The sequence below is a fragment of the Vibrio sp. 10N.286.49.B3 genome (assembly GCF_002873395.1).
Classification (GTDB): Bacteria; Pseudomonadota; Gammaproteobacteria; order Enterobacterales; family Vibrionaceae; genus Vibrio.
Genome location: NZ_MCUV01000034.1, coordinates 20,048 through 39,944 on the forward strand (window position 1 = coordinate 20,048; position 19,897 = coordinate 39,944).

Consider the following 19,897-nt stretch of genomic DNA (forward strand, 5'->3'; position numbering starts at 1 on the left):
CGCTTTTTTGTTGATACCTGTCCAACCTTTTCTTATTGAGCTATAACTTAATCATGAACTATCATACTTATCACTCCATTGATGTTGTTAATGGGGAAGGCACACGATGCACTTTGTTTGTATCGGGTTGTATTCACCAATGTAAAGGTTGCTATAACCAAAGTACTTGGCGACCAGATGCTGGACACTTATTTACTCAAGAGCTTGAAGATAAGATCATCGCTGATCTGCAAGATCAACGAATTAAACGCCGAGGTCTATCCTTGTCTGGTGGTGATCCTTTGCATCCACTAAACTGTTCAGCAATTTTAAAGTTAGTGCAGCGAGTTAAAACAGAATGCCCAGGTAAAGATATCTGGCTGTGGACGGGATACTTACTGGCTGAATTAAATCAAGAGCAACGTGAAATTATTGAACATGTTGATGTTCTGATTGATGGTAAGTTTGAACAAGATCTCTATGATCCAGAATTATTTTGGCGTGGTTCGAGCAATCAGGTTATTCATCGATTTAAATTATAGAAACGGCTTAGCTTAAGAAGCCGTGCACTCTTCTTTCATAGCATTAAGACCGATACTAAATACTTTGATCCAAGCTTCTTTTATTTCATCATTATAGTGAGGATCATGCTGTTCAACAGTATGCAGTAAAGCATCAAACCAAATATCAAGCTCTTCAGCTTGAATATGAATACCCATATCTCGATGGCGCTGAACAAGACGTTTAACGAGCATGCGAATACCATCAACTCCAGAGGCATTGAATAGTAGAATTAATGCCGCTTTGATCATTCTTTCCTGTCTTTCAAGATCGACATTTTCAAACATCATCGAAAATTTAGGGTTACAACCGGAAAAAATCTCGAGAAATTGCTTTAAGAATAATGGTTTCTCGATACACCTCTGATAGCTTTCATACAATACTTCGTTATAGTCCATGCTTTAATCCTTTAATGAGCTCAGTGCAAAACTCTTACAATAGCTTAGTTGAGTCAGAGAGATAGCACAATTTTGTTTTAATAGAGTAGAAACAGTCCTTGGTAGCCACCGATCTGAATCTCATCGACATAATCTCCGATTTCTCCCTTTGCATTTACTGGTTTCATCGGAGGATCGAGTGGAATCGTTAGTTTATCCGCATGATAAAATTTGCGATTCTTACCATGAAAATCGGTTCGATATAACACACGACCTTGACTGAAATCTCTTGCTAGTACCATATCGTCTGGTCCATTTTTGACGATGCTATGCTCGGAGCGATAGAGAAAATAGGTATAGGTCGGGAATAGGCGTACTTTTCCATTGGGGAGGTCATTGTGAAGAAGTGTATGCATTGATGCATCACCAATAACAGTGTAGTCAGCAGGCTCTGGTGTCGTGGTGGATAACATTAAAGGAATAGGCTTGGCATGGCTAGGTGTACGGGTGGGAGGTGTGCCTAGGTCAATTGCAAGCAAGTGGCTAGGTTGATAAGCAAGGTTTTTGGCTATACCACTTTTCCAAAAGTTATCATTGGTTGTGTTATTACTGCCATAGAGATAACTGCTATTCCATTGGTTAAAAAAGCTCATACTGGGGTGATTGTTAAGATAGTAAATTGCGAGAGTAGAGTATTGATCTTGTAGCCAGTTTTCCTGAGTATTTCCAAAGTATTCAACCCTGCCATAACGGGTTGTTGCTTGATAAATAACGCTTTTTTCTGCATGTGCTAGAGCAGAGTTATCCCAAAATTTCGCAATGCCAGCATAACCACTAAAACCTGTGGATGGGAATAGATAGTGTTCACGTAAATAGAGTGTACCAGCTTCAATCAAATGTGACTGACCATTGCGACCATAGAGATTTGCTGTGCTGATGTTAAGTCCGATAGTAGAATTTTCATCTAAGCGGGTTAAATTTGTTAGAAAGTCAGAAAATAGCTCATTATAGCGTTGATTTGCTCCTACGCTACCGACCACTAAACCGAGTTCATCGATCATGCCACCGGAATACACTGTGAATTGATTTGCTCCGATGAGTTTATTGGTATCATCGTTATAGGCACCATTTAACCCTTGTTGTTGCCACTGTTTTTGATAATAAGCCTGCAAAGTTAGCAGTAGTGTTGGGTTAGCTAGATTGGTCAAAGCCCATGATGAATTTTTGCTCCACATAGCACCAAAAGGAATAACACGTGACTGCCAACGAAACCTAGCCGTTGCTTTTTTATTCGTTCTATTTTTAAACTCACTCTCTGATAAGTAGTTATCGTGGTTACGATCGGCTGAGCGATCGAAACCGCGTATTTTGCGCCACTGCTGAATCTCTTTTCCATCAGCGGTATCTGCTTTACTCGTCACTAGGTTAGGTAAATCACTGTCTTTAATGACGGGGAAATTATGGTGAAGCAGGATATTATTGAGTTGTGGGCGATGGGTTGTATTGGCGTTATTCCAATGTATTTTGATGACATATAAGCGAGCGCCATCACGTAAAAATGTTGATCCAAAATATTGCCCACCTCCATAACTTCTTCCGCTACCATCGTGCGTCGATGCTCTTTTCCAATCTGAGGGGAGTTGCCATGTCAGCGAGTGTCTTTTCGTTATGCCTGTGGTTTGATCTTGAATATTGAAGCGACGCCATTGTGAGACTCTACCTTTTGAATCGATAGCAGCAGGGTACTCAATGGATAACGTCCCATTTGGGCTAGCGTGTGAAAATTGCAGCTCTACCTGATCAAACATTTCTGAGTGGTAGATATAAAGTGCGCCACCTTGTTTTGAGTGAGCAAAAACATCCGCTTTCCACGGCGTGGGTTTGTAAAGTCGAAAGCCAGCATGATTTATATCTGTGGTATAACCTGCAATCATAGGCTTACGATTTAATAATGTGTTTTCACCATGTGCCTTATTGACTTCTGCCAGTATCGTATCTTCTGAAAAGTGTAGGAAAAAGTCTTCAAAATCAACCTCGTTTAATTGTGCAAAATTTCTAATATCATTCTCTAGTTCGCCATTATTGACGTCTAATTTTTGGTTATACATGTAACCAGTAGTGTTTGTCTGCTGGTTAGTTTTTCTATTGGTATAGGCACCAAAAATGATATCACTATGCTTAACTTCCCAGTCAATAACTTGCTTTGCCGTCATTTGGTTTCCTTGCATATCCTGACTCAGTTCGTGTTGACTCGGCAGAATGATGGCAGTACCAGTGTTAGCAAATAAAGAGTTGCTGATTAGGAGGGGTAGAATGAGTAGAACCGATGAATATGAGGGAAGATTTAAAGTCATTAAATACCTCAAAAGGAAGTGTTATATTAGGTGAAAGAGAACCTAAGTATTGTTTATAGTTAGTTATTATTCAAGGTGTTAACTGAAGTGAAAAGAAAGATGATAATAAGGCTATATATGCTAATCTGCTTCATTAATACATAACGAATGGAAAAGCCAAAAATGAAACTATCAAACAATGAAAGCTACTACGATCAAGTATTTGATAAACAAATTTTGTCGAATACAAGGCTGTTGAGTGCTGATTTTGAAGAGTGTGAATTCAATGATTGTGACTTTTCTCAATTGGAGCTATCTGATTGTAAATTTCTCAATTGTCAGTTTAATCGTTGTAATTTTAGCTTAGCCACGTTCCCAAATAGCCGTTTATTTGAGTTGGTTTTTATTGAATGTAAGCTCGTTGGGATTGATTGGACTCGTGCCTATTGGGCAAACTTTCATAATGATTTTGAGTTGACTTTCAAGCGTTGTATTTTGACTGATGCTTCATTTTTTGGGCTTACACTTAACCATTTGACCTTAATTGAATGTAAGTTACACGACGTTGATTTTAGAGAGGGCGACTTTTCACACTCAACGTTAACTTTTAATGATTTTACTAATAGTGTCTTTATGCGCACCAATTTACACGCTGCTGATTTAAGTGAATCTCACCACTTCAGTTTAAATGTACTCGATAACAATGTGACCAAGGCTAAGATTAATCGCTTTGAAGCTTTGCATTTGCTTGAAAGCTTAGGGGTAGAACTTGTTGATTAAAAAGTAGAGATTATTGTTAATTCTAACAAAATTCTTTCGTTTTTATCCTATCTAATGATAAGTTGAAGCATCATTTAAACTTCAAAGGATTGTGCTTTATATGTTTGCACATTTATCAACACCAACATTAGACCCGATTTTGTCGCTTTCAGTGGCATATCGTAATGATAAGCGTCCAAATAAAGTGGATCTAGGCATCGGCGTCTACCGCAACAGCCAAGGTGAAACACCGATTATGCAAGCGGTGCAGATGGCCCAAGACATTGTTGTGGAATCGCAAAAATCAAAAGCTTACGTAGGGCTGGCTGGTTGTGAAGAGTTTAACCAAAGCATGGTTGACTTACTTTTATCTGACACATCTGCTATCGGTCGTGTTGCTGCGATTCAGACGCCTGGTGCTAGTGGTGCGCTACGTATGCTTGGTGATCTGATGCATGTTGCCCAACCGGGAACCACTGTTTGGATTTCTAATCCAAGTTATATTAACCACCAACCAGTGATGGAAGCGGCGGGATTGAAAGTCAAGCAGTACCATTACTTCTGTCCAGTAACCAAACAAGTTGATACAGCTCGTATGCTTGAAGAGTTAGCTCAAGCAGGCCCTAAAGATGTGGTTTTACTTCATGGTTGCTGCCATAACCCAACGGGTGCTGATATTGATTTCTCGACATGGCAAGTGATCACTGAACTGGCGCAAAAAAATGGTTTCACGCCATTTGTTGATATTGCTTACCAAGGTTTTGGTGATGGACTTGAGCAAGATGCACAAGGTTTGCGTTTTATGGCCGATAATGTTGAAGAGATGCTGATCGCGACTTCTTGCTCCAAAAATTTTGGTCTATATCGTGAACGTACAGGCGCAGCTATTGTCATTGGTAAAAATGCTCACCATGTAAGTAACGCAAAAGGCAAATTGTTACAACTTGCCCGTGCCACTTACACTATGCCGCCAGATCACGGTGCAGCGCTAGTAAAAACAATTTTGCAAAGCGATAACCTGACTTCTGTATGGAAACAAGAACTTGATCAAATGCAGCAGCGTTTAATTGGCTTGCGACATAAGTTGTGTGAGGAATTGAGGCATGAGCATCAAACAGACGCATTTGACTTTATTGAGCAGCACAAAGGTATGTTTACTGTGCTAGGCTTTAATCAAACACAAATGGCTCAACTAAGAGAAGATTTTGGTATTTATGCTGTTGGTGATGGCCGTATTAACATTGCCGGTCTATCAGAATCTGATATTAGTTATGTTGCCAGTGCGATAATGAAAGTAGCGAAATAGAATCGTTGCTTACTGTTAGGTGATGAAATGAAAGCATTGAAACACATTACACCTCTTTTATTTTGTGGCATGTTAGCTGCTTGTTCCTCAACACCGCCTCAAGCACCCATTGAAGAGGTGGTGGAACCTGAAGTAGCAGAGCCTATACCAGAGGTGACTCCCGAAATTAAGCCAGAGCCTACACCAGAGGTTCCTGTCGAAGTTGAACCGAAGCCGGAAATCAAACCTGAGCCTGAAATTAAACCAGACAAGCCACCAGTAGCAAAGCCACAACCAACGAAAACGGATGATGGTCTTTTATTGTTAGGTGAGCAAGAGTGGCTTTATATTCCTAGTTTGAAAAAGTCGTTTAAGGCACGGGTTGATACTGGTGCCACGACGTCTTCAATCAGTGCTTCGGAGATACAAGAGTTTGAACGAGATAGTAAGACATGGATTACTTTTCGAATTCAGCATTCAGGGGTAAAAAGTGATGAATTTAGCTTGCCTGTGGAGCGTTGGGTGAAAATTAGTCAGGCTAATAGTGATGAGTCAGTAAAAAGACCCGTCATTGTGATCCCCGTCCAACTTGGCGATCTTAAAGAGAAGGTAGAGTTTACTTTAACGGATAGAAGTCATTTAACCTATCCGGTGCTACTCGGGCGAAGCTTTTTCAGAGATATCGCTATTGTTGATGTGAGTAAAACATTTATTCAGCCTAAGGTTAATACCACGAACAGTCAATAACAGATCATTGACTTCCTTTGATTGGTATAAGTAGCAGCTACACTGTGTTTTTTGATGCAGTAAAAAGGGGATTGATTCAATCCCCTTTTTGGTATGTATTGTGTTCGTAAAATGGTTAGTAATGAAAGCGGGCAGACATTAACAATTGTGTGCCATAGGTGCCGTTGTTAATAAATTCGCTTCCGACAGAAAGTTGTTCTGTAGAGTGGAAGCGAAGTCCGATACCATAGGTACTATTTGTTTTATCGTCATAGATTAATTGACCGAGTCGAGCATGAAATTCAATACCTTGCATTAACCAAAAGCGAGAGCCAATATTAATTTCAGTTTTGAATTTATTTTTATCGTTATCAGAATTAATGTTGTGAATCAGCATTTGACCAAAAATATCACCAAATTGGTTAATTGGACCATTAAATCCAATACCGACTGCAGCATCCCAGTCTCCACTTAAGCCTGAATCAATTCGACCAACTAAATGTGAGTTTTCTGTCATGTATGTCGTGACTTCACCACCAAATGTTCCAGGACTTGTCCCCATGCGTACTTCAACTTTATTGTAGTTAAAGTTGTTAGCAAAAGAGGTAAGAGGCAAGCAAGCAAGGATACCTAATAACGCACCATAACAGTGAGATCGTGACATGAAAACTCCAAAAAGAATAATTTCCCTTATTGTATCGAAAAATAAGAAAATTTACAGGTATAGCGTTATTAATAAAGACATATTCTATAGCATATTCATATGCTTCAAGGTTGTGATGAACAATTGATAGGTGTTTATTCTAGGATGATTTATTATAAGGGATTGCTCTTAAAGGTGTTAAGTTTACTATGTTGGATAAAATGAGTTTAATGGTCCAAGGGACAACGTCAGATGCTGGTAAAACAGTATTAGTGGCAGGTTTATGCCGTGTACTTGCTCGTAAAGGCGTCAAAGTCTCTCCCTTTAAATCTCAAAATATGGCATTAAATAGCATTGTCACTCCTGATGGTGGTGAGATTGGTCGAGCACAAGCCGTGCAAGCTTTTGCGGCCAATGTTGAGCCGAGTGTGCACATGAACCCGATTTTATTAAAGCCAAATTCAGATACGGGGGCGCAAGTTATTGTTCAGGGTCAGGCGTTCATGAATTTAGAGGCTCAGGGTTTTAATGACTATAAGAAAGTCGCTATGCCTTATGTTATGGAGTCATTTGAGCGTCTGCAGTCAGAATATGAAAGTATTATAATTGAAGGTGCTGGCAGTCCGGCAGAAATTAATTTAAGAGAAAATGACATCGCGAATATGGGGTTTGCTGAAGAAGCGGATGTTCCGGTCATTATTGTGGCAGATATTGATCGTGGTGGCGTTTTTGCACATCTAGTGGGCACGTTAGCTTTGTTATCACCGTCTGAGCAAAATCGCGTCGTTGGTTTTGTGATTAACCGCTTTCGTGGTGATATTTCATTATTACAATCAGGTCTTGATTGGTTAGAAGAAAGAACACAAAAACCCGTTATTGGCGTTTTACCTTTTATTCATGGTTTAAATCTAGAAGCTGAAGATGCCATTCATTCATCTCAAGATTCACAAGGTGAGGCTAAGTTAAAAGTTGTAGTTCCTGTGTTAACTCGCACCAGTAATCACACCGACTTTGATGCATTACGCTTAAACCCTGATATTGATTTACGCTATGTAGGAAAAGGTGAAAAGCTAGATAAGGCCGATCTGATTATTATCCCAGGTACGAAATCGGTTCGTGCAGATTTGCAATACTTATACTCTCAAGGTTGGGATAATGATATCAAACGCCATTTACGTCTTGGCGGTAAAGTAATGGGAATTTGTGGCGGTTACCAAATGCTCGGTCACTTTGTTTCTGATCCACATGGTGTTGAAGGTGTGTCTGGAACATCTCAAGGCTTAGGGCTACTGGATATCACCACTGAGCTAACAAAGACTAAGCAGCTTACCAATATTTGTGGTCATTTGACATTGAATAATCAAACCGTCCCAATTTCGGGCTATGAAATTCATGTTGGTGAAAGTCAGAGCGTTGATTCTGTTGATGGTTCGAATGTGGCATTCAATCAGCCTATTCTTTGCTCGTCTAATCAACATGATGGTGCACTGAGTAAATGTGATCAGGTGTTTGGTACTTATTTACACGGCTTATTTGAATCTGATGAAGTTGTACAACTCGTAAGTCAATGGGTTAATGGCTCAGAGGTTGTTGCATTGGATTATCAGCAAGTAAAAGAAACAGCGATCAATACGATTGCCGATGCAATAGAAGAGCATTTAGCTTTAGACAAACTATGGCCTGCACTCTACTAAATAGTATGTATATAAAACCTTCAGTGAATTAAAAAGGGATAATAATGGCGACTTTATCGCATAAAATAACGATAAGCTTGTTGCTTATTCTCACGCTAACCTTTTCAGTGTTTAGCGAAGCGAAAGTGACGGTTTATGCGGCGTCTTCGATGACAAATGTAATGGATGCTTTAATAGACGATTTTACTCAACAACACAGTATAAAAGTGATCCCCGTTTATGCAGGATCTTCGTCATTAGCACGGCAGATTGAGCGTGGCGCTCCAGCAGATCTGTTTATTTCAGCAAATCAACTCTGGATGCAACATTTAGTTAAGGTTGGCAAAGTAGACCAGAGCAAGGTGAGCCTACTGGCAGCAAATCAACTGGTGGTTATTGCTCCTGAGTCATCATCAATTAATACATTTGATTTAGGTGACAAAACGCAATGGCAATCGAACTTGGCGGGCGGGCGCTTAGCTATTGGTAACCCAACCAGTGTTCCTGTGGGTATTTATAGTAAGCAAGCACTAGAGTCATTAGGGGTATGGAAGAGCATCAACCGTTTGTTAGCACCAACCAATAATGTGCGCGTAGCATTGACCCTAGTTGAAAGAGCAGAAGCACCACTTGGAATGGTATATCGCACCGATGCTATACTTTCATCGAAAGTGAAGGTCGTCTCTGTATTGAACGAAAATATGCACACACCAATAGTGTATCCTGTTGCGATGCTCAGTACGTCGGCTGAGGCTATGTTGTTTGCAGAGTATTTAGCATCAGTCAAAGCCGCTGAGATTTTAGCTTCATTTGGTTTTATTGAGCCGACACTTAAATCAGATGAATAAAGTGATATTAGAAGTTATGGATATAAAGCATGATGGTTGAACTTACTCCTTTCGAGCAGCAAGCTATCTATTTAAGTTTGAAAATTGCAGCAGTGTCTATTTTATGGCTGATCCCATTGGGTATTATCATTGCTTGGTTATTAGCTCGCAAAACATTTATAGGTAAAACATTAGTCGACAGCATTATTCACCTTCCCTTAGTGTTACCTCCGGTCGTTGTCGGCTACCTATTGCTGGTGGTTATGGGGCAGCAAGGCGTTGTTGGCAGTTGGTTAGCAAAGCACTTTGGCATTGTCTTTAGTTTCAGTTGGCGAGGGGCTGTTTTAGCTTGTATTGTTGTCGCCTTACCTTTGATGGTGCGATCTATTCGTCTTAGCCTAGAGAGTATCGATGTAAAATTAGAGCAAGCAGCTCGAACGTTAGGGGCGTCACCAGTTAAAGTCTTTTTCACTATTACCCTGCCAATGATGTTACCAGGTATCATTACTGGAACCATGCTTTCTTTTGCTCGCAGTTTAGGTGAGTTTGGCGCAACCATCAGTTTTGTATCGAATATTCCAGGTGAAACTCAGACTATTCCATTAGCCATGTTTAATTTTATAGAAACACCGGGCGCTGAAATGCAAGCTGCTCGTTTGTGTATTGTGTCCATTATAATTGCTTTGCTTTCTTTATTGCTCTCTGAGTGGTTATCGAAAAAAGCAAACCAGCGACTTGGTGAGCAGAAATGATGTCATGCGATCCGAAACATATTCATATCGAGTTTAAAAAACAGCTTCCAGATATCCTTTTTGACATTAATTTAGCGATACCGAGTAAAGGCATCACGGCTATTTTTGGTCGTTCAGGGGCAGGGAAAACTACCGTGATCAATGCAATCAGTGGTTTGATCACCCCTGATTGTGGTTTGATTACGCTTGGTGATAAGGTTCTTTTTCAAAAATCCGATAAAGATGCAACTCCAACCACTAATTTAGCCATTGAAAAGCGCAATGTAGGCTATGTTTTTCAAGATGCACGCCTGTTTCCACACTACAAAGTGCGCAGTAATTTACTCTATGGAGTTAAACAGCAAGATAATGATTACTTTGATCGAATTATTAATCTTCTATCGTTAGGGGACTTACTTGAACGTTATCCGAGTGCGTTATCTGGAGGCGAAAAACAACGTGTTGCGATTGGTCGAGCGTTATTAAGTAAACCCGATATATTATTGATGGATGAACCACTCGCCTCATTGGATTTACCTCGTAAAAGGGAGGTCATGCCATTTTTAGAAAAGTTAGCTTTAGAAGTCAATACTCCCATTATTTATGTCACACATAGCCTGAATGAGATCTTACGGCTTGCTAATCATCTCGTCATTATCAATCAAGGTAAAATAGAATTATCTGGTTCTATTGAAGCGGTGTGGGGATCAAAAGCCATGCGACCTTGGCAATCTTTTTCAGAGCAAAGCAGTTTGTTTGCCGGCGTTATTGCAGAACATCACCCTAGATACGCTTTAACTAGGGTTCAGTTAGCGAAAGACTGTGATTTATGGGTGCAGGGTGTCAATGGTGCTACAGGCTCTCTAGTGCGCTTACAGGTGCGTGCAAATGATGTATCTATAACATTGGATAAGCCAGTTAACACTTCTATTCGTAATATACTGCCAGCGGTGATTCAGCAGATTAAACAGCAAAAAGCTTCAGATGATAAACAAAGTGTTGGCATTCGGGTTTGTTTGCAAGCAACGCCTAGTAAGGAAGCAGAAGCCAATGTTTTACCAAGTTTATGGGTAACCGTTACTCAATGGGCATGTGATGAACTGGATTTAGCCGTGGGGCAAGCGGTTTATGTGCAGATAAAAGGGGTGAGTGTGACTCAAAAAGATATCACTCTATTGGTGGACTAAGCCGATACAAAAGCCCTAAAACTTGCGCTATTAGGGCTTCTACATTTTACTAAAGCAAAGTGGTATATCGTTTAAAAGATAATTACTTTGTAAAAACTTCAGTAAAATCACGCTTTAAAATAGCATCGCGACGTGCTTTTTTAATCTGTTTAACCATATCTTTTACACAGTTGTGTAGAACTTGGTCAAGCAGTTGAGCTTGATATTCTGACTTCTCTTCATCCGTCATGCCTTCTGGCAGTTTAAGAGTCGGGAATTCTTCCATCACACTGATGCCTGCAAAACCTTGGCTTACTGAAATTAAAGCGTGAAATTGCTCAAAGTTATCGAGTACATTTTGCGCGCTAGCTGGTAGTGTTTCCCAAGCTTCACGTACAGTCTCTTCAGATACTTCATGGATAGAAACAATCATAAATTGCATTGCTTCTGGCACTTCATCAAATTCAATAACTTGGCGTAGTTCTTGTGAAATGGTAGTAAGGTCTACCTTTTCTACTTCTGTATTTGTAGCATCTGACATGACATTTTCTCGCGTATCAAAAAAGCTCATGCTAAAAAGATCTGAGAGAAAGTCAATGAATTAAAGTAAAAATTTGGTGTAACGCAAGAATGTGCATGATATATCTACTATTATGTAAAGGAATATAGGTTGGAGTATGATATGAGTGTTATAGAGGCGCCAATGCGGATTCTATTAGTGGATGATGTAAAACTAGATCGAATGCAATTAGAGATACGTCTCAAGCAGTTAGGGCATATTGTTACCTCTGCTGCAAGTGGTGCTGAGGCGCTTGATGTGTATCCAACCTTTGATCCTGAGTTAGTGCTGCTCGATATTTCAATGCCAGATATGGATGGTTTTGAAGTGTCGAGAAAGGTACGTGAATATTTTCCTGATTGGATACCGATTATCTTCTTAAGTGGTCATGACGAACCAGAAATGATCGCGAAGGCGATTCAAGCGGGTGGTGATGATTATCTTATTAAGCCTGTCGATAAATTAGTTTTAAGCTCAAAACTCACTGCAATGCAGAGAATTGCCAATATGAGACGTGAGCTCAAGCAAACCACCGCTAAGCTTGAAGAACTCAATATGCTTTTACATCACCAAGCAAACGAAGATGGTTTAACAAAACTCTTTAATCGCCGTTATATTGATACCCAACTTGAAGAAATGATCACAGGGCATGGTCGACACCAACAAACGTTGAGTTTGATTTTATTGGATGTAGATTTCTTTAAACCATTCAATGATAACTATGGTCATATTGAAGGCGATCATTGTTTACAGCAAATAGCAACGACACTCCAAAGCTGTTTTACTCGGTCAAGTGAGTATGTTGGTCGTTATGGCGGTGAAGAGTTCGTTATCTTAATGGCTAATGCTGGTACTGATGTGGCAAAGCTGCAAGCCGAACGAATTAAACAGTCATTAGATAAGCTTGCTTACCCACATCTATTTTCTAAAGTCGCCCCTCAGGTCACCGTTTCACAGGGTATCGTGTCAATAATACCGACAGGAACAGAAACCCCAAATGATATTTATAAAATGGCAGATAGTGCACTTTATGATGCTAAATCATCGGGTCGTAATACTTATGTTGTTTTTGAGAGCAATGGATAGATTTGTGACAAAGCTTTAATTATGGTGGATATGTGGTGGCAGTATTGTTCTGTTCTTTAATCAAAGCTAGTGGTTAACATAGGGTAGGAAATTAAAGCATAAAAGTGAATGTATTTTTTGATATCGACTTGATCGGATATTCGCTTTAATGGGTGTCCCAATTGCATAAAGCTTGGCTGACGATTAAAGTGATGTTGTAAATCATCGATCAATAATGAAGCACTTTTACAGAGTTTCACACCTTGTTGAGTATACTGTTCAATAGACTCCGGAATCGCTCCCATCCACCAATATAAAAGTTCCTGGCTACTCTTATGTCGACTTATCCAGTGATCACTAATAATGAAGAGTAAATCATCAGCCTCAATAGCAGTCTGATAATCTAATTGCCACGCCTTTATTTTGTTTATTAGCTGGCTTCGACAAGATGTTCCAGCATGTGCGAAGTGATGACTGATCACCCAAACATTCCCCATACAACAACTAATTTTTAATAGATAGTCAGGCTCATTTCCAGACGCCCCCTGTAAAGGATAATTAATCACACTAGGCTCTAGTTCTAACTGTAACTCTAGCAATGCACGCTGTAATCGACGAGCAAAAGTAACAGAAAGGTGATACTCCTTCATACCTTGGTTATGAATTGTCGGGTAGTGGCGTTGGGAAAGCATTGAGCAGTCGTTTTGAAACTCTATAATACTTTGCGTAATAATTTGCTGTAACAATGCCATACCTTGTTATTAACTGATTGATTTATAAGTTTTTAGTATAGCGTATATTACTTTTGTTTCTGAAACTAATTCATCATTTTTATAGATAGAGATCAAAAGCATTAAATTTTATCGATAAAGAAACATTGATGGCTCTATTTCAAAGCATAAAAAAATGCCTTAACGAGCACGCTAAGGCATTTTTTATAGAGCAGGATAAGACCTAATAAGGATTGGAATTAAGCTTTATTTGCTGCTTTTAGTTGTTGAGTTGCCGCTTTTTGCTTTGGGCGGCTAAAGATCCACCAGTTAGATAGACCGATAAAGCCTGCGCCACCAACAATATTACCTAAAGTCACTGGAATTAGGTTTGCAGTGATGAATTGGTATACGTTTAGGTCAGCAAACTGGCTAGCATCAACTCCGATTTGTACCCAGAAAGCATCTGAAGCAAAAGTCTGAATAGCAATACCCATTGGAACCATGAACATATTTGCCACACAGTGCTCAAACCCGCTGCTAACAAACATAGCAACTGGCAAAATAGTCATTGCCGCTTTTGTCATTGCACTTGCCGAGCTAAAAGAGAGCCAAACCGCTAAACAAACCATCATATTACATAGGATGCCTAGTACGAATGCTTGCATTGGATCATGATGCAGTTTGTGTTGAGCAATTTTCATTGCATTCAAACCCCATTGACCCGCATCTAACTGGTGCATGCCTGCGATAAAAATCAGCATGACTAAAAATAGTGAGCCAACCAAGTTACCAAGATATACTTTACCCCAAAGGCTAAACATTTTTGATGCTGAAACCTGCTTATTCGCCCAAGCGATAGCGGTTAATACTGTACTTGTGAACAGTTCACCACCACAAATAACGGTAAGAATTAAACCCATGCTAAAGACAACGCCACCAACCAGTTTTGTCATTCCCCAGCCAGCGGTACTACCCGTTGTCACTGTTACGTAGAATACAAAAGCAAGACCAATGAAAATACCAGCCATGATAGCCAAGCCAATAACAGTACTGGTATCTTTTTTGGTTTTCGCTAAAGCAAATTTTTCTGCTTCAACCATCATTTCCGCTGGTGAAAAAAATTGAGGGTTTGCTGGAGTTGCACCCGACATAAGGATTCCTCGTAAAACTGGTTAGTGGATCAAAAAATTATATAGCGCGTAGAGTAAGCCACAATAGAGAGTAGGTAAAATTGATTATTCTTAATCACAGTATCAATAAAACTGATACTGATGAGGTATAATTAAAAAATATAACTAGATTACTGTGACTTGCAGCACGAGTTAACGTTAATTTTTTGTGACTAACCAATCAAAGTAAGGGATGAGTGATGCGCTATTCATTAAAACAGTTAATGGTGTTTGATGCGATTGCAATGACAGGAAGTGTTAGTGTTGCTGCAGAAAAGCTATCACTTAGCCAGTCAGCAACGAGTATGTCACTTGCTCAGCTAGAAAAAGTGCTCGGCAGACCATTATTTGAGCGTCAGGGCAAACAAATGGCACTAACACATTGGGGATACTGGCTACAGCCTCGCGTCAAACGCTTAATACAAGATGCAGAGCAGATCGAGTTAGGGTTTTATGAACAAGATAGCTTAAGTGGCGAAGTACGCTTAGGAGCAAGTCAAACTCCTGCTGAACACTTAATTCCTGATCTCATTAGCCGAATTGACCAAGCATACCCTGAAGTTAGAGTGTCTTTAGGCGTGCAGAGTACGCAAGCCTTAATCGATGGAGTAGTCAATTATCGCTATGATATTGGCATAATAGAAGGGCGCTGTGATGATAGTCGTATTCAACAAGAGATGTGGTGTCATGACCACCTAATGATTGTCGCTTCACCGAATCACCCATTGACGCAACCAGAGTCCGTAACAATAGCACAATTAGCTGAAGCGAAATGGGTACTACGCGAGCAAGGTTCAGGCACAAGAACAACCTTTGATAGTGCGGTGCATCATTTTATACGCGACTTAGAGGTTTACAGAGAGTACGAGCAAGTCCCTGTGCTTCGTCATTTAGTGATTAAAAATGAGTACTTAAGTTGTTTACCCTATTTAGACGTTGAGCAATATATCAAGCAAGGACAACTTGTTGCTTTGAATGTGCCACAACTAGAGATGAACCGAACCATCTCTTTTATATGGCGTGCTGATATGGCTGATAACCCCTTAGTTGAGTGTATTAAGCAGCAGGGCTTACATATGATGCAATCGATATCTTCAGCTAATGATTAAGTATTTCCGTTTGCCATAGTAATAACACGCTTAAGAGTCCATCTAAGGAGTAAAGGGATGGACTCATTTCCCTCTTGTTGGCAATGATTCATAATCGCTAGCGCCAGATCTGGTTTTGCATATTTCTTAAGTACCCGAATAATAACCTTTTTAGCTGGAATAGGTTGGTCGTAAGGAATACTCACTAAGTCACGAAAGAAGCGCTCAAAACCATGGGTGTATAAGTAGAGTTCGACATCTTTGCTCGGAAGCTCTGTTAAACGATGTTTTTCTTGATCGCCATATAATTGATTTTTTGCTGTCTGTGCATACTTTTTTCCTGCCATGTCGCCATCTGTGACCACATGCCAGTCAATTCCAAATGCCTTGGCTGCTTTGATCAACCCTTTTAAGCCAGATTGGGCAAACTCTATAATCTGTACTCCTTCGGCAGCAAGGTTATATCCACATTGATTAGCCAGTTCATTGAAGAGCCATACTTCGGTCTCGCCCTCGACCAGTAACCAACAGCGAGCAAATAGAGCATCGGAGCGATGGAAACGGATATGAAAGCCAATACGTCTTAATTCATCGCTAGTGAACGCATCACTGTTTAACTGAGTGGCTATGGTTTTATCCGATTGTCGGACTAAGCGGCGAATGGAAGGCAAAGGCACGCTACCTAGCATCGCACCACTGTTGGTTGTTAATATTTTTTGCATTGGCAGTAGTTGTAACAGGCTCCATGCTCGGGCTAAGTGCGTAGGGTGTAAGCGTCCTTCTGGATCTTCAATAATGAGGATAGGTCTTGCATAGCGGCACAGATCCGTCGGTCCTTTTGCTTGTAGGTAAGCATTCAATAGCCCCATGAGCAATAGCCGAGTTTGTTTGTTGTTGGTTTCTTTAATTAGTTGGCTTAGCGTCGGGTCATTGGCAGAGTGTGAATAAAAGAGCCCATCATGTGGCTCACGAGGGTTCTTGCGCGTGTGGTCTTTAAAAGAAAAGTAGTGATCAACTAAATCTTGCATCGCATTTAAGCTACTGCGCATTTCCCCTTTATTAACGTGCCCCGGCGTGGCTAATAAACGTCGGCAAGTATTATCAATTCTTTTCTCTATACGCTTTTGCTGATTATCTTTTGCCGTTGTACTTGCTGTTGGCACTGAAAGAGCGTGGTGAGCTTGACTCTCCTTATGTGCCGTTGAGGGTTGAATAGAACGTTGAAAGCGTCTTGAATCTTTTAACCTCAACACTGGGTTTAGTGTCATTAATTCCTGAGCCAGTTTTTCAGGGTGGTGAATTTGCAACGGCTCTCCATCCATCGCTAAGAAAGAGTAGCGAGTGGTGACATGGGTATCAGTACGTGAAGCACTAATACGATAATAGATATAAGGACAGCGATCTTCATCATAGACCCATACTGGCTTTAACTTGCGGTAGCGACCAGAGCGAACTTCACTTCTATCATTGGCTTTAAAACGCAGCACGATTTGCAAATGCTGCGTTTGTGGGTGTGACACTGAGTAATCGACATGAAAATCTTGCACCTCAAACAGATAAAGAATCCCGTCAGCAGGCAAGACAACCGATAGGGCATCCAGCAGTGACGACTTGCCCCAGGTATTCTCTCCAATTAAGCTTGTGAGCTGATCAAAAGAGAGGGATAAGCGTTTAATGCCACGAAATCCTGCAATATCAATACGATCGAGTAACATTGGCATCTTCCTCTCTAGCATGATTGGGCGTAAAAATGTATTCGTTTCCTTTCTTTTACTATAGCTTATTTAGACAGAATCTATTTTTTCGGCTATCACACTTATGACCATGTGTAATCGTAACGGTACACAATGATCTAAACCAGTTTCACAATATTCATGAATCTGTCATTATTCCCTGCTTAGTATGGCTAGGAATTAGAAGAGAATATAAATGATGAATAAATACAATAAAGCCGTGACGATAACGCTGGCACACATCAACGACACTCATTCCTACTTTGAACCAACCTCTTTACAACTCTCTCTTGAGGTGGCAGGTTCAACGATAAATCCTTATGTGAGTGCTGGTGGATTTGCTCGTATTGCAACAAGAGCTAAGCAATTAAAACAAATCGCTCAAGAGAAAGGGCAAGACTTTTTATTTCTACATGCTGGGGACTGCTTTCAAGGCACGCTCTATTTTTCCCTGTTTAAAGGTCAAGCAAATGTCGACATGCTCAATGGGTTAGATCTCGATGCTATGGTGTTGGGAAACCATGAATTGGATATGGGCAATGAACCGGTCGCGCAATTTACACAACATATTAATTTTCCTTTGCTTGCTGGTAACTGGGATTTAAGCCAAGAAAATCAAGATAAAGCATACACATTAGATGGGCAGCCACAGGTTAAATCCTATCAGCCAGACACTCAATCGGCTGCGTATATCATTAAAAACATCCAAGATGAACAGGTCGCTATATTTGGTCTATCCATCGATAAAATGAGTGATATTGCCAATCCCGATCCTGATACGCCATTTATTGATTCCATCGCAACGGCAAAAGCGACGATCAAGCAAATCAATCAACAGGGTGTGAATAAGATAATCTTATTAAGTCACTTAGGCTATGAAGCGGATTTAGCGCTTGCTGAGCAAGTTGAGGGTATTGGTTTAATTGTGGGTGGACATAGCCATCGTTTACAGGGCGATTTCTCAGCATTAGGGCTAACTAAAGATGATCCGTACGGGGTCAAGGTCAATCAAACGTATATTGTTCAGGCTGGGTTACACGCTTTAACTCTTGGTCACTGTGAGATCACTTTTTCAGCGCAAGGTGAGGTGACACATTTTACTGGTCGTAATGAACTGCTACTAGGGCGACGGTTATTTATCGATTCCATGTTAAGCCGTAGCCGTGAAGAAAATGAAGATCATCGTTTAGCCTGTGAGTTCTTAGCACAACACCCTCATGTGGTTGTATGTAAAAAAGATCCCGCTTTACAAAGTATTCTTACTGATACCTATATGCCAAAAGTGAGAGAGTTACAGCAACATATTATTGCCTATGCAGATAGCCCATTACGACATGTGCGTATTCCTGATGCGGGTGGTGAGAGCCAGTTAGCCCCGATAGTGGCAGAATCGTTTTATTTTCAAATGAATCAGTTGGGTTACGATGTCGAATTTGCTATCCACAATGCTGGTGGTGTACGTAACTCTTTGAATGAAGGTGCAGTGTCTGTGGCTGATATTGCAGGGAAACTGCTTCCGTTTGCCGTGCCTATTGGTATTTATGATATTGATGGTCAAGCCATTGCAGACGCATTGGAAGGGGCGATTAATAATGCCACGAATAATGGTATCAAAGGTACGGGCTCTGGCAGTTACCCTTATACGCATAATTTACAGTTTGAGTATCATGCCGATCGTCCACAGGGTGAGCGCATTACAGATTTAAAGATCAATCACCCCACTTTAGGTTGGTGTCCGGTTGACCCTGCTGCTATTTATCGAGGTACCTCATCGGCTTATACCATGAAGGGCAAAGAAGGCTATGATGCTTTACTCAATATGCAAGGTGAGGGGGTTGTGACAACAAGTTCTATGTCTGAATGTATGGTGGCTTTATTAACGCAAAATCCACAGCGCTTAAACCAACAAAACCGTCATGCACTACAAAAATATGCATGCGTAAAATAAGTGCTTAATTAAAAATGTATAGCTATCAATGCCGAGATCTTAACATCTAAGATCTCGGCATTATTTTTATGCTTGTTTATTTACTTATCTGGCTCTTTAGTGAGTATTTATGAAGGATGTTTGAATATTTCATACTCAGTGCTTGTTGCCTCGTGTTAATGGTTTGTTTGATTAGAAAAACTAATCCGAATGAAGAGTATTTGTCATTTTTTAACCACCTTTAAATGGCTTATTATTCAACCAACAAAACCTATTTTGACTTTTTGCTACAAAGGATAATTTTGAGCATTGAGTAACAACACATTCTAGAGAGGCAATCATGGACCAAGCAGTGAATATTAATACTATTGCATCACCAATCTCTATGGATAAGAAGACCTATTCGGTTAATTTCAAAGGACTGATTGCACACTTATTTGACATTCTTTTTGTTAGAAGCAACACAGAAAAAACCTATTATGCCAGTGACTTATCAAGTCATATGCAAAAAGATATTGGTTTACACCGCTAACATTATTTGAAAAAACAATAGTTTATATAGCACTGAGCCTGAAAATGACTC

The 19,897-nt window shown here is 40.2% G+C and carries 18 protein-coding genes and 1 pseudogene; 12 read left to right on the top strand and 7 right to left on the bottom strand.

The annotated features are described in order from the left end of the window. Positions 1-53 precede the first annotated feature (53 nt). Positions 54-521: an anaerobic ribonucleoside-triphosphate reductase-activating protein gene (nrdG, locus tag BCU68_RS11865; protein WP_102564954.1), complete on the top strand. Its 468-nt coding sequence runs from the start codon at positions 54-56 to the stop codon at positions 519-521. A 12-nt stretch (positions 522-533) separates the two neighbouring features. Here the strand turns inward: nrdG and BCU68_RS11870 are convergent, their stop codons facing one another. Further along, a complete protein-coding gene (locus tag BCU68_RS11870) occupies positions 534-938 on the bottom strand; it encodes a globin domain-containing protein (protein WP_102564955.1) in 405 nt (134 codons plus the stop codon). A 77-nt stretch (positions 939-1,015) separates the two neighbouring features. Beyond that, the gene (locus BCU68_RS11875) at positions 1,016-3,271 is read right to left on the bottom strand and encodes a hypothetical protein (protein ID WP_102564956.1); all 2,256 of its coding nucleotides are present in this window, start codon (positions 3,269-3,271) and stop codon (positions 1,016-1,018) included. 162 nt (positions 3,272-3,433) lie between these two features. Here BCU68_RS11875 and BCU68_RS11880 point away from each other — a divergent pair, with 162 nt between their 5' ends. From BCU68_RS11880 to BCU68_RS11890, 3 genes are all read left to right on the top strand, one after another. Next, positions 3,434-4,030 (top strand): pentapeptide repeat-containing protein, encoded by a 597-nt coding sequence (locus tag BCU68_RS11880; protein WP_102564957.1) that lies wholly within the window; start codon positions 3,434-3,436, stop codon positions 4,028-4,030. A gap of 100 nt (positions 4,031-4,130) precedes the next feature. After that, complete coding sequence (locus BCU68_RS11885; RefSeq protein ID WP_198591731.1) at positions 4,131-5,315, top strand: amino acid aminotransferase; 1,185 nt, start codon at positions 4,131-4,133, stop codon at positions 5,313-5,315. Positions 5,316-5,342: 27 nt separating this feature from the next. Beyond that, on the top strand, positions 5,343-6,041 hold the full coding sequence (locus tag BCU68_RS11890) for a RimK/LysX family protein (protein WP_102564959.1): 699 nt from the start codon (positions 5,343-5,345) through the stop codon (positions 6,039-6,041). A 115-nt stretch (positions 6,042-6,156) separates the two neighbouring features. On the opposite strand, the gene BCU68_RS11895 is transcribed toward BCU68_RS11890, so the two are convergent. Next, positions 6,157-6,684, bottom strand: a complete 528-nt coding sequence (locus BCU68_RS11895; protein ID WP_102564960.1) for a hypothetical protein — start codon at positions 6,682-6,684, stop codon at positions 6,157-6,159. Between the two features lie 188 nt (positions 6,685-6,872). On the opposite strand from BCU68_RS11895, the gene BCU68_RS11900 reads away from it, so the two are divergent. From BCU68_RS11900 to modC, 4 genes are read left to right on the top strand one after another with little or no spacing between them, the layout of a single operon-like run. Next, a complete protein-coding gene (locus BCU68_RS11900) occupies positions 6,873-8,357 on the top strand; it encodes a cobyric acid synthase (RefSeq protein WP_102564961.1) in 1,485 nt (494 codons plus the stop codon). Between the two features lie 44 nt (positions 8,358-8,401). Further along, a complete protein-coding gene (gene modA / locus BCU68_RS11905) occupies positions 8,402-9,184 on the top strand; it encodes a molybdate ABC transporter substrate-binding protein (protein ID WP_102564962.1) in 783 nt (260 codons plus the stop codon). 32 nt (positions 9,185-9,216) lie between these two features. Next, complete coding sequence (gene modB, locus BCU68_RS11910; protein ID WP_102565010.1) at positions 9,217-9,915, top strand: molybdate ABC transporter permease subunit; 699 nt, start codon at positions 9,217-9,219, stop codon at positions 9,913-9,915. Then, on the top strand, positions 9,912-11,081 hold the full coding sequence (modC, locus tag BCU68_RS11915) for a molybdenum ABC transporter ATP-binding protein ModC (RefSeq protein ID WP_102564963.1): 1,170 nt from the start codon (positions 9,912-9,914) through the stop codon (positions 11,079-11,081). Before modB ends, modC begins: the two co-directional genes overlap by 4 nt. A gap of 82 nt (positions 11,082-11,163) precedes the next feature. On the opposite strand, the gene BCU68_RS11920 is transcribed toward modC, so the two are convergent. Then, positions 11,164-11,601 carry a DUF3069 domain-containing protein gene (locus BCU68_RS11920; RefSeq protein ID WP_102565011.1) on the bottom strand — a complete coding sequence of 146 codons (438 nt, stop codon included), beginning with the start codon at positions 11,599-11,601 and terminating at the stop codon, positions 11,164-11,166. 141 nt (positions 11,602-11,742) lie between these two features. Between BCU68_RS11920 and BCU68_RS11925 the strand changes: the two genes are divergently transcribed. Beyond that, the gene (locus BCU68_RS11925; protein ID WP_241901369.1) at positions 11,743-12,705 is read left to right on the top strand and encodes a diguanylate cyclase; all 963 of its coding nucleotides are present in this window, start codon (positions 11,743-11,745) and stop codon (positions 12,703-12,705) included. Positions 12,706-12,761: 56 nt separating this feature from the next. Here the strand turns inward: BCU68_RS11925 and BCU68_RS11930 are convergent, their stop codons facing one another. Continuing rightward, positions 12,762-13,430: a hypothetical protein gene (locus BCU68_RS11930; protein ID WP_102564964.1), complete on the bottom strand. Its 669-nt coding sequence runs from the start codon at positions 13,428-13,430 to the stop codon at positions 12,762-12,764. A gap of 272 nt (positions 13,431-13,702) precedes the next feature. Next, positions 13,703-14,548 (bottom strand): annotated as a pseudogene (gene focA / locus BCU68_RS11935) (formate transporter FocA); the annotation flags it as partial. A gap of 218 nt (positions 14,549-14,766) precedes the next feature. On the opposite strand from focA, the gene BCU68_RS11940 reads away from it, so the two are divergent. Further along, complete coding sequence (locus tag BCU68_RS11940; protein WP_102564966.1) at positions 14,767-15,675, top strand: LysR substrate-binding domain-containing protein; 909 nt, start codon at positions 14,767-14,769, stop codon at positions 15,673-15,675. Here BCU68_RS11940 and BCU68_RS11945 read toward each other — a convergent pair. After that, on the bottom strand, positions 15,672-17,369 hold the full coding sequence (locus tag BCU68_RS11945) for an ATP-dependent endonuclease (RefSeq protein ID WP_102564967.1): 1,698 nt from the start codon (positions 17,367-17,369) through the stop codon (positions 15,672-15,674). The genes BCU68_RS11940 and BCU68_RS11945 overlap by 4 nt on opposite strands. 214 nt (positions 17,370-17,583) lie before the next feature. Here BCU68_RS11945 and BCU68_RS11950 point away from each other — a divergent pair, with 214 nt between their 5' ends. Both BCU68_RS11950 and BCU68_RS11955 read left to right on the top strand, forming a co-directional pair. Further along, positions 17,584-19,335, top strand: a complete 1,752-nt coding sequence (locus tag BCU68_RS11950) for a bifunctional UDP-sugar hydrolase/5'-nucleotidase (RefSeq protein ID WP_102564968.1) — start codon at positions 17,584-17,586, stop codon at positions 19,333-19,335. A 319-nt stretch (positions 19,336-19,654) separates the two neighbouring features. Then, positions 19,655-19,846: a hypothetical protein gene (locus tag BCU68_RS11955; protein WP_102564969.1), complete on the top strand. Its 192-nt coding sequence runs from the start codon at positions 19,655-19,657 to the stop codon at positions 19,844-19,846. Positions 19,847-19,897 lie beyond the last annotated feature (51 nt).

Bases quoted from the DNA above. Each gene is read 5' to 3' on its own strand.
- BCU68_RS11880 (WP_102564957.1), top strand. From the start codon at position 3,434: ATGAAACTATCAAACAATGAAAGCTACTACGATCAAGTATTTGATAAA.
- BCU68_RS11940 (WP_102564966.1), top strand. From the start codon at position 14,767: ATGCGCTATTCATTAAAACAGTTAATGGTGTTTGATGCGATTGCAATG.
- BCU68_RS11900 (WP_102564961.1), top strand. From the start codon at position 6,873: ATGTTGGATAAAATGAGTTTAATGGTCCAAGGGACAACGTCAGATGCT.
- BCU68_RS11885 (WP_198591731.1), top strand. From the start codon at position 4,131: ATGTTTGCACATTTATCAACACCAACATTAGACCCGATTTTGTCGCTT.
- modA (WP_102564962.1), top strand. From the start codon at position 8,402: ATGGCGACTTTATCGCATAAAATAACGATAAGCTTGTTGCTTATTCTC.
- BCU68_RS11875 (WP_102564956.1), bottom strand. From the start codon at position 3,271: ATGACTTTAAATCTTCCCTCATATTCATCGGTTCTACTCATTCTACCC.
- BCU68_RS11925 (WP_241901369.1), top strand. From the start codon at position 11,743: ATGAGTGTTATAGAGGCGCCAATGCGGATTCTATTAGTGGATGATGTA.
- BCU68_RS11890 (WP_102564959.1), top strand. From the start codon at position 5,343: ATGAAAGCATTGAAACACATTACACCTCTTTTATTTTGTGGCATGTTA.
- BCU68_RS11950 (WP_102564968.1), top strand. From the start codon at position 17,584: ATGATGAATAAATACAATAAAGCCGTGACGATAACGCTGGCACACATC.
- modC (WP_102564963.1), top strand. From the start codon at position 9,912: ATGATGTCATGCGATCCGAAACATATTCATATCGAGTTTAAAAAACAG.
- BCU68_RS11895 (WP_102564960.1), bottom strand. From the start codon at position 6,684: ATGTCACGATCTCACTGTTATGGTGCGTTATTAGGTATCCTTGCTTGC.
- BCU68_RS11870 (WP_102564955.1), bottom strand. From the start codon at position 938: ATGGACTATAACGAAGTATTGTATGAAAGCTATCAGAGGTGTATCGAG.
- BCU68_RS11945 (WP_102564967.1), bottom strand. From the start codon at position 17,369: ATGTTACTCGATCGTATTGATATTGCAGGATTTCGTGGCATTAAACGC.
- modB (WP_102565010.1), top strand. From the start codon at position 9,217: ATGGTTGAACTTACTCCTTTCGAGCAGCAAGCTATCTATTTAAGTTTG.
- BCU68_RS11955 (WP_102564969.1), top strand. From the start codon at position 19,655: ATGGACCAAGCAGTGAATATTAATACTATTGCATCACCAATCTCTATG.
- nrdG (WP_102564954.1), top strand. From the start codon at position 54: ATGAACTATCATACTTATCACTCCATTGATGTTGTTAATGGGGAAGGC.
- BCU68_RS11920 (WP_102565011.1), bottom strand. From the start codon at position 11,601: ATGTCAGATGCTACAAATACAGAAGTAGAAAAGGTAGACCTTACTACC.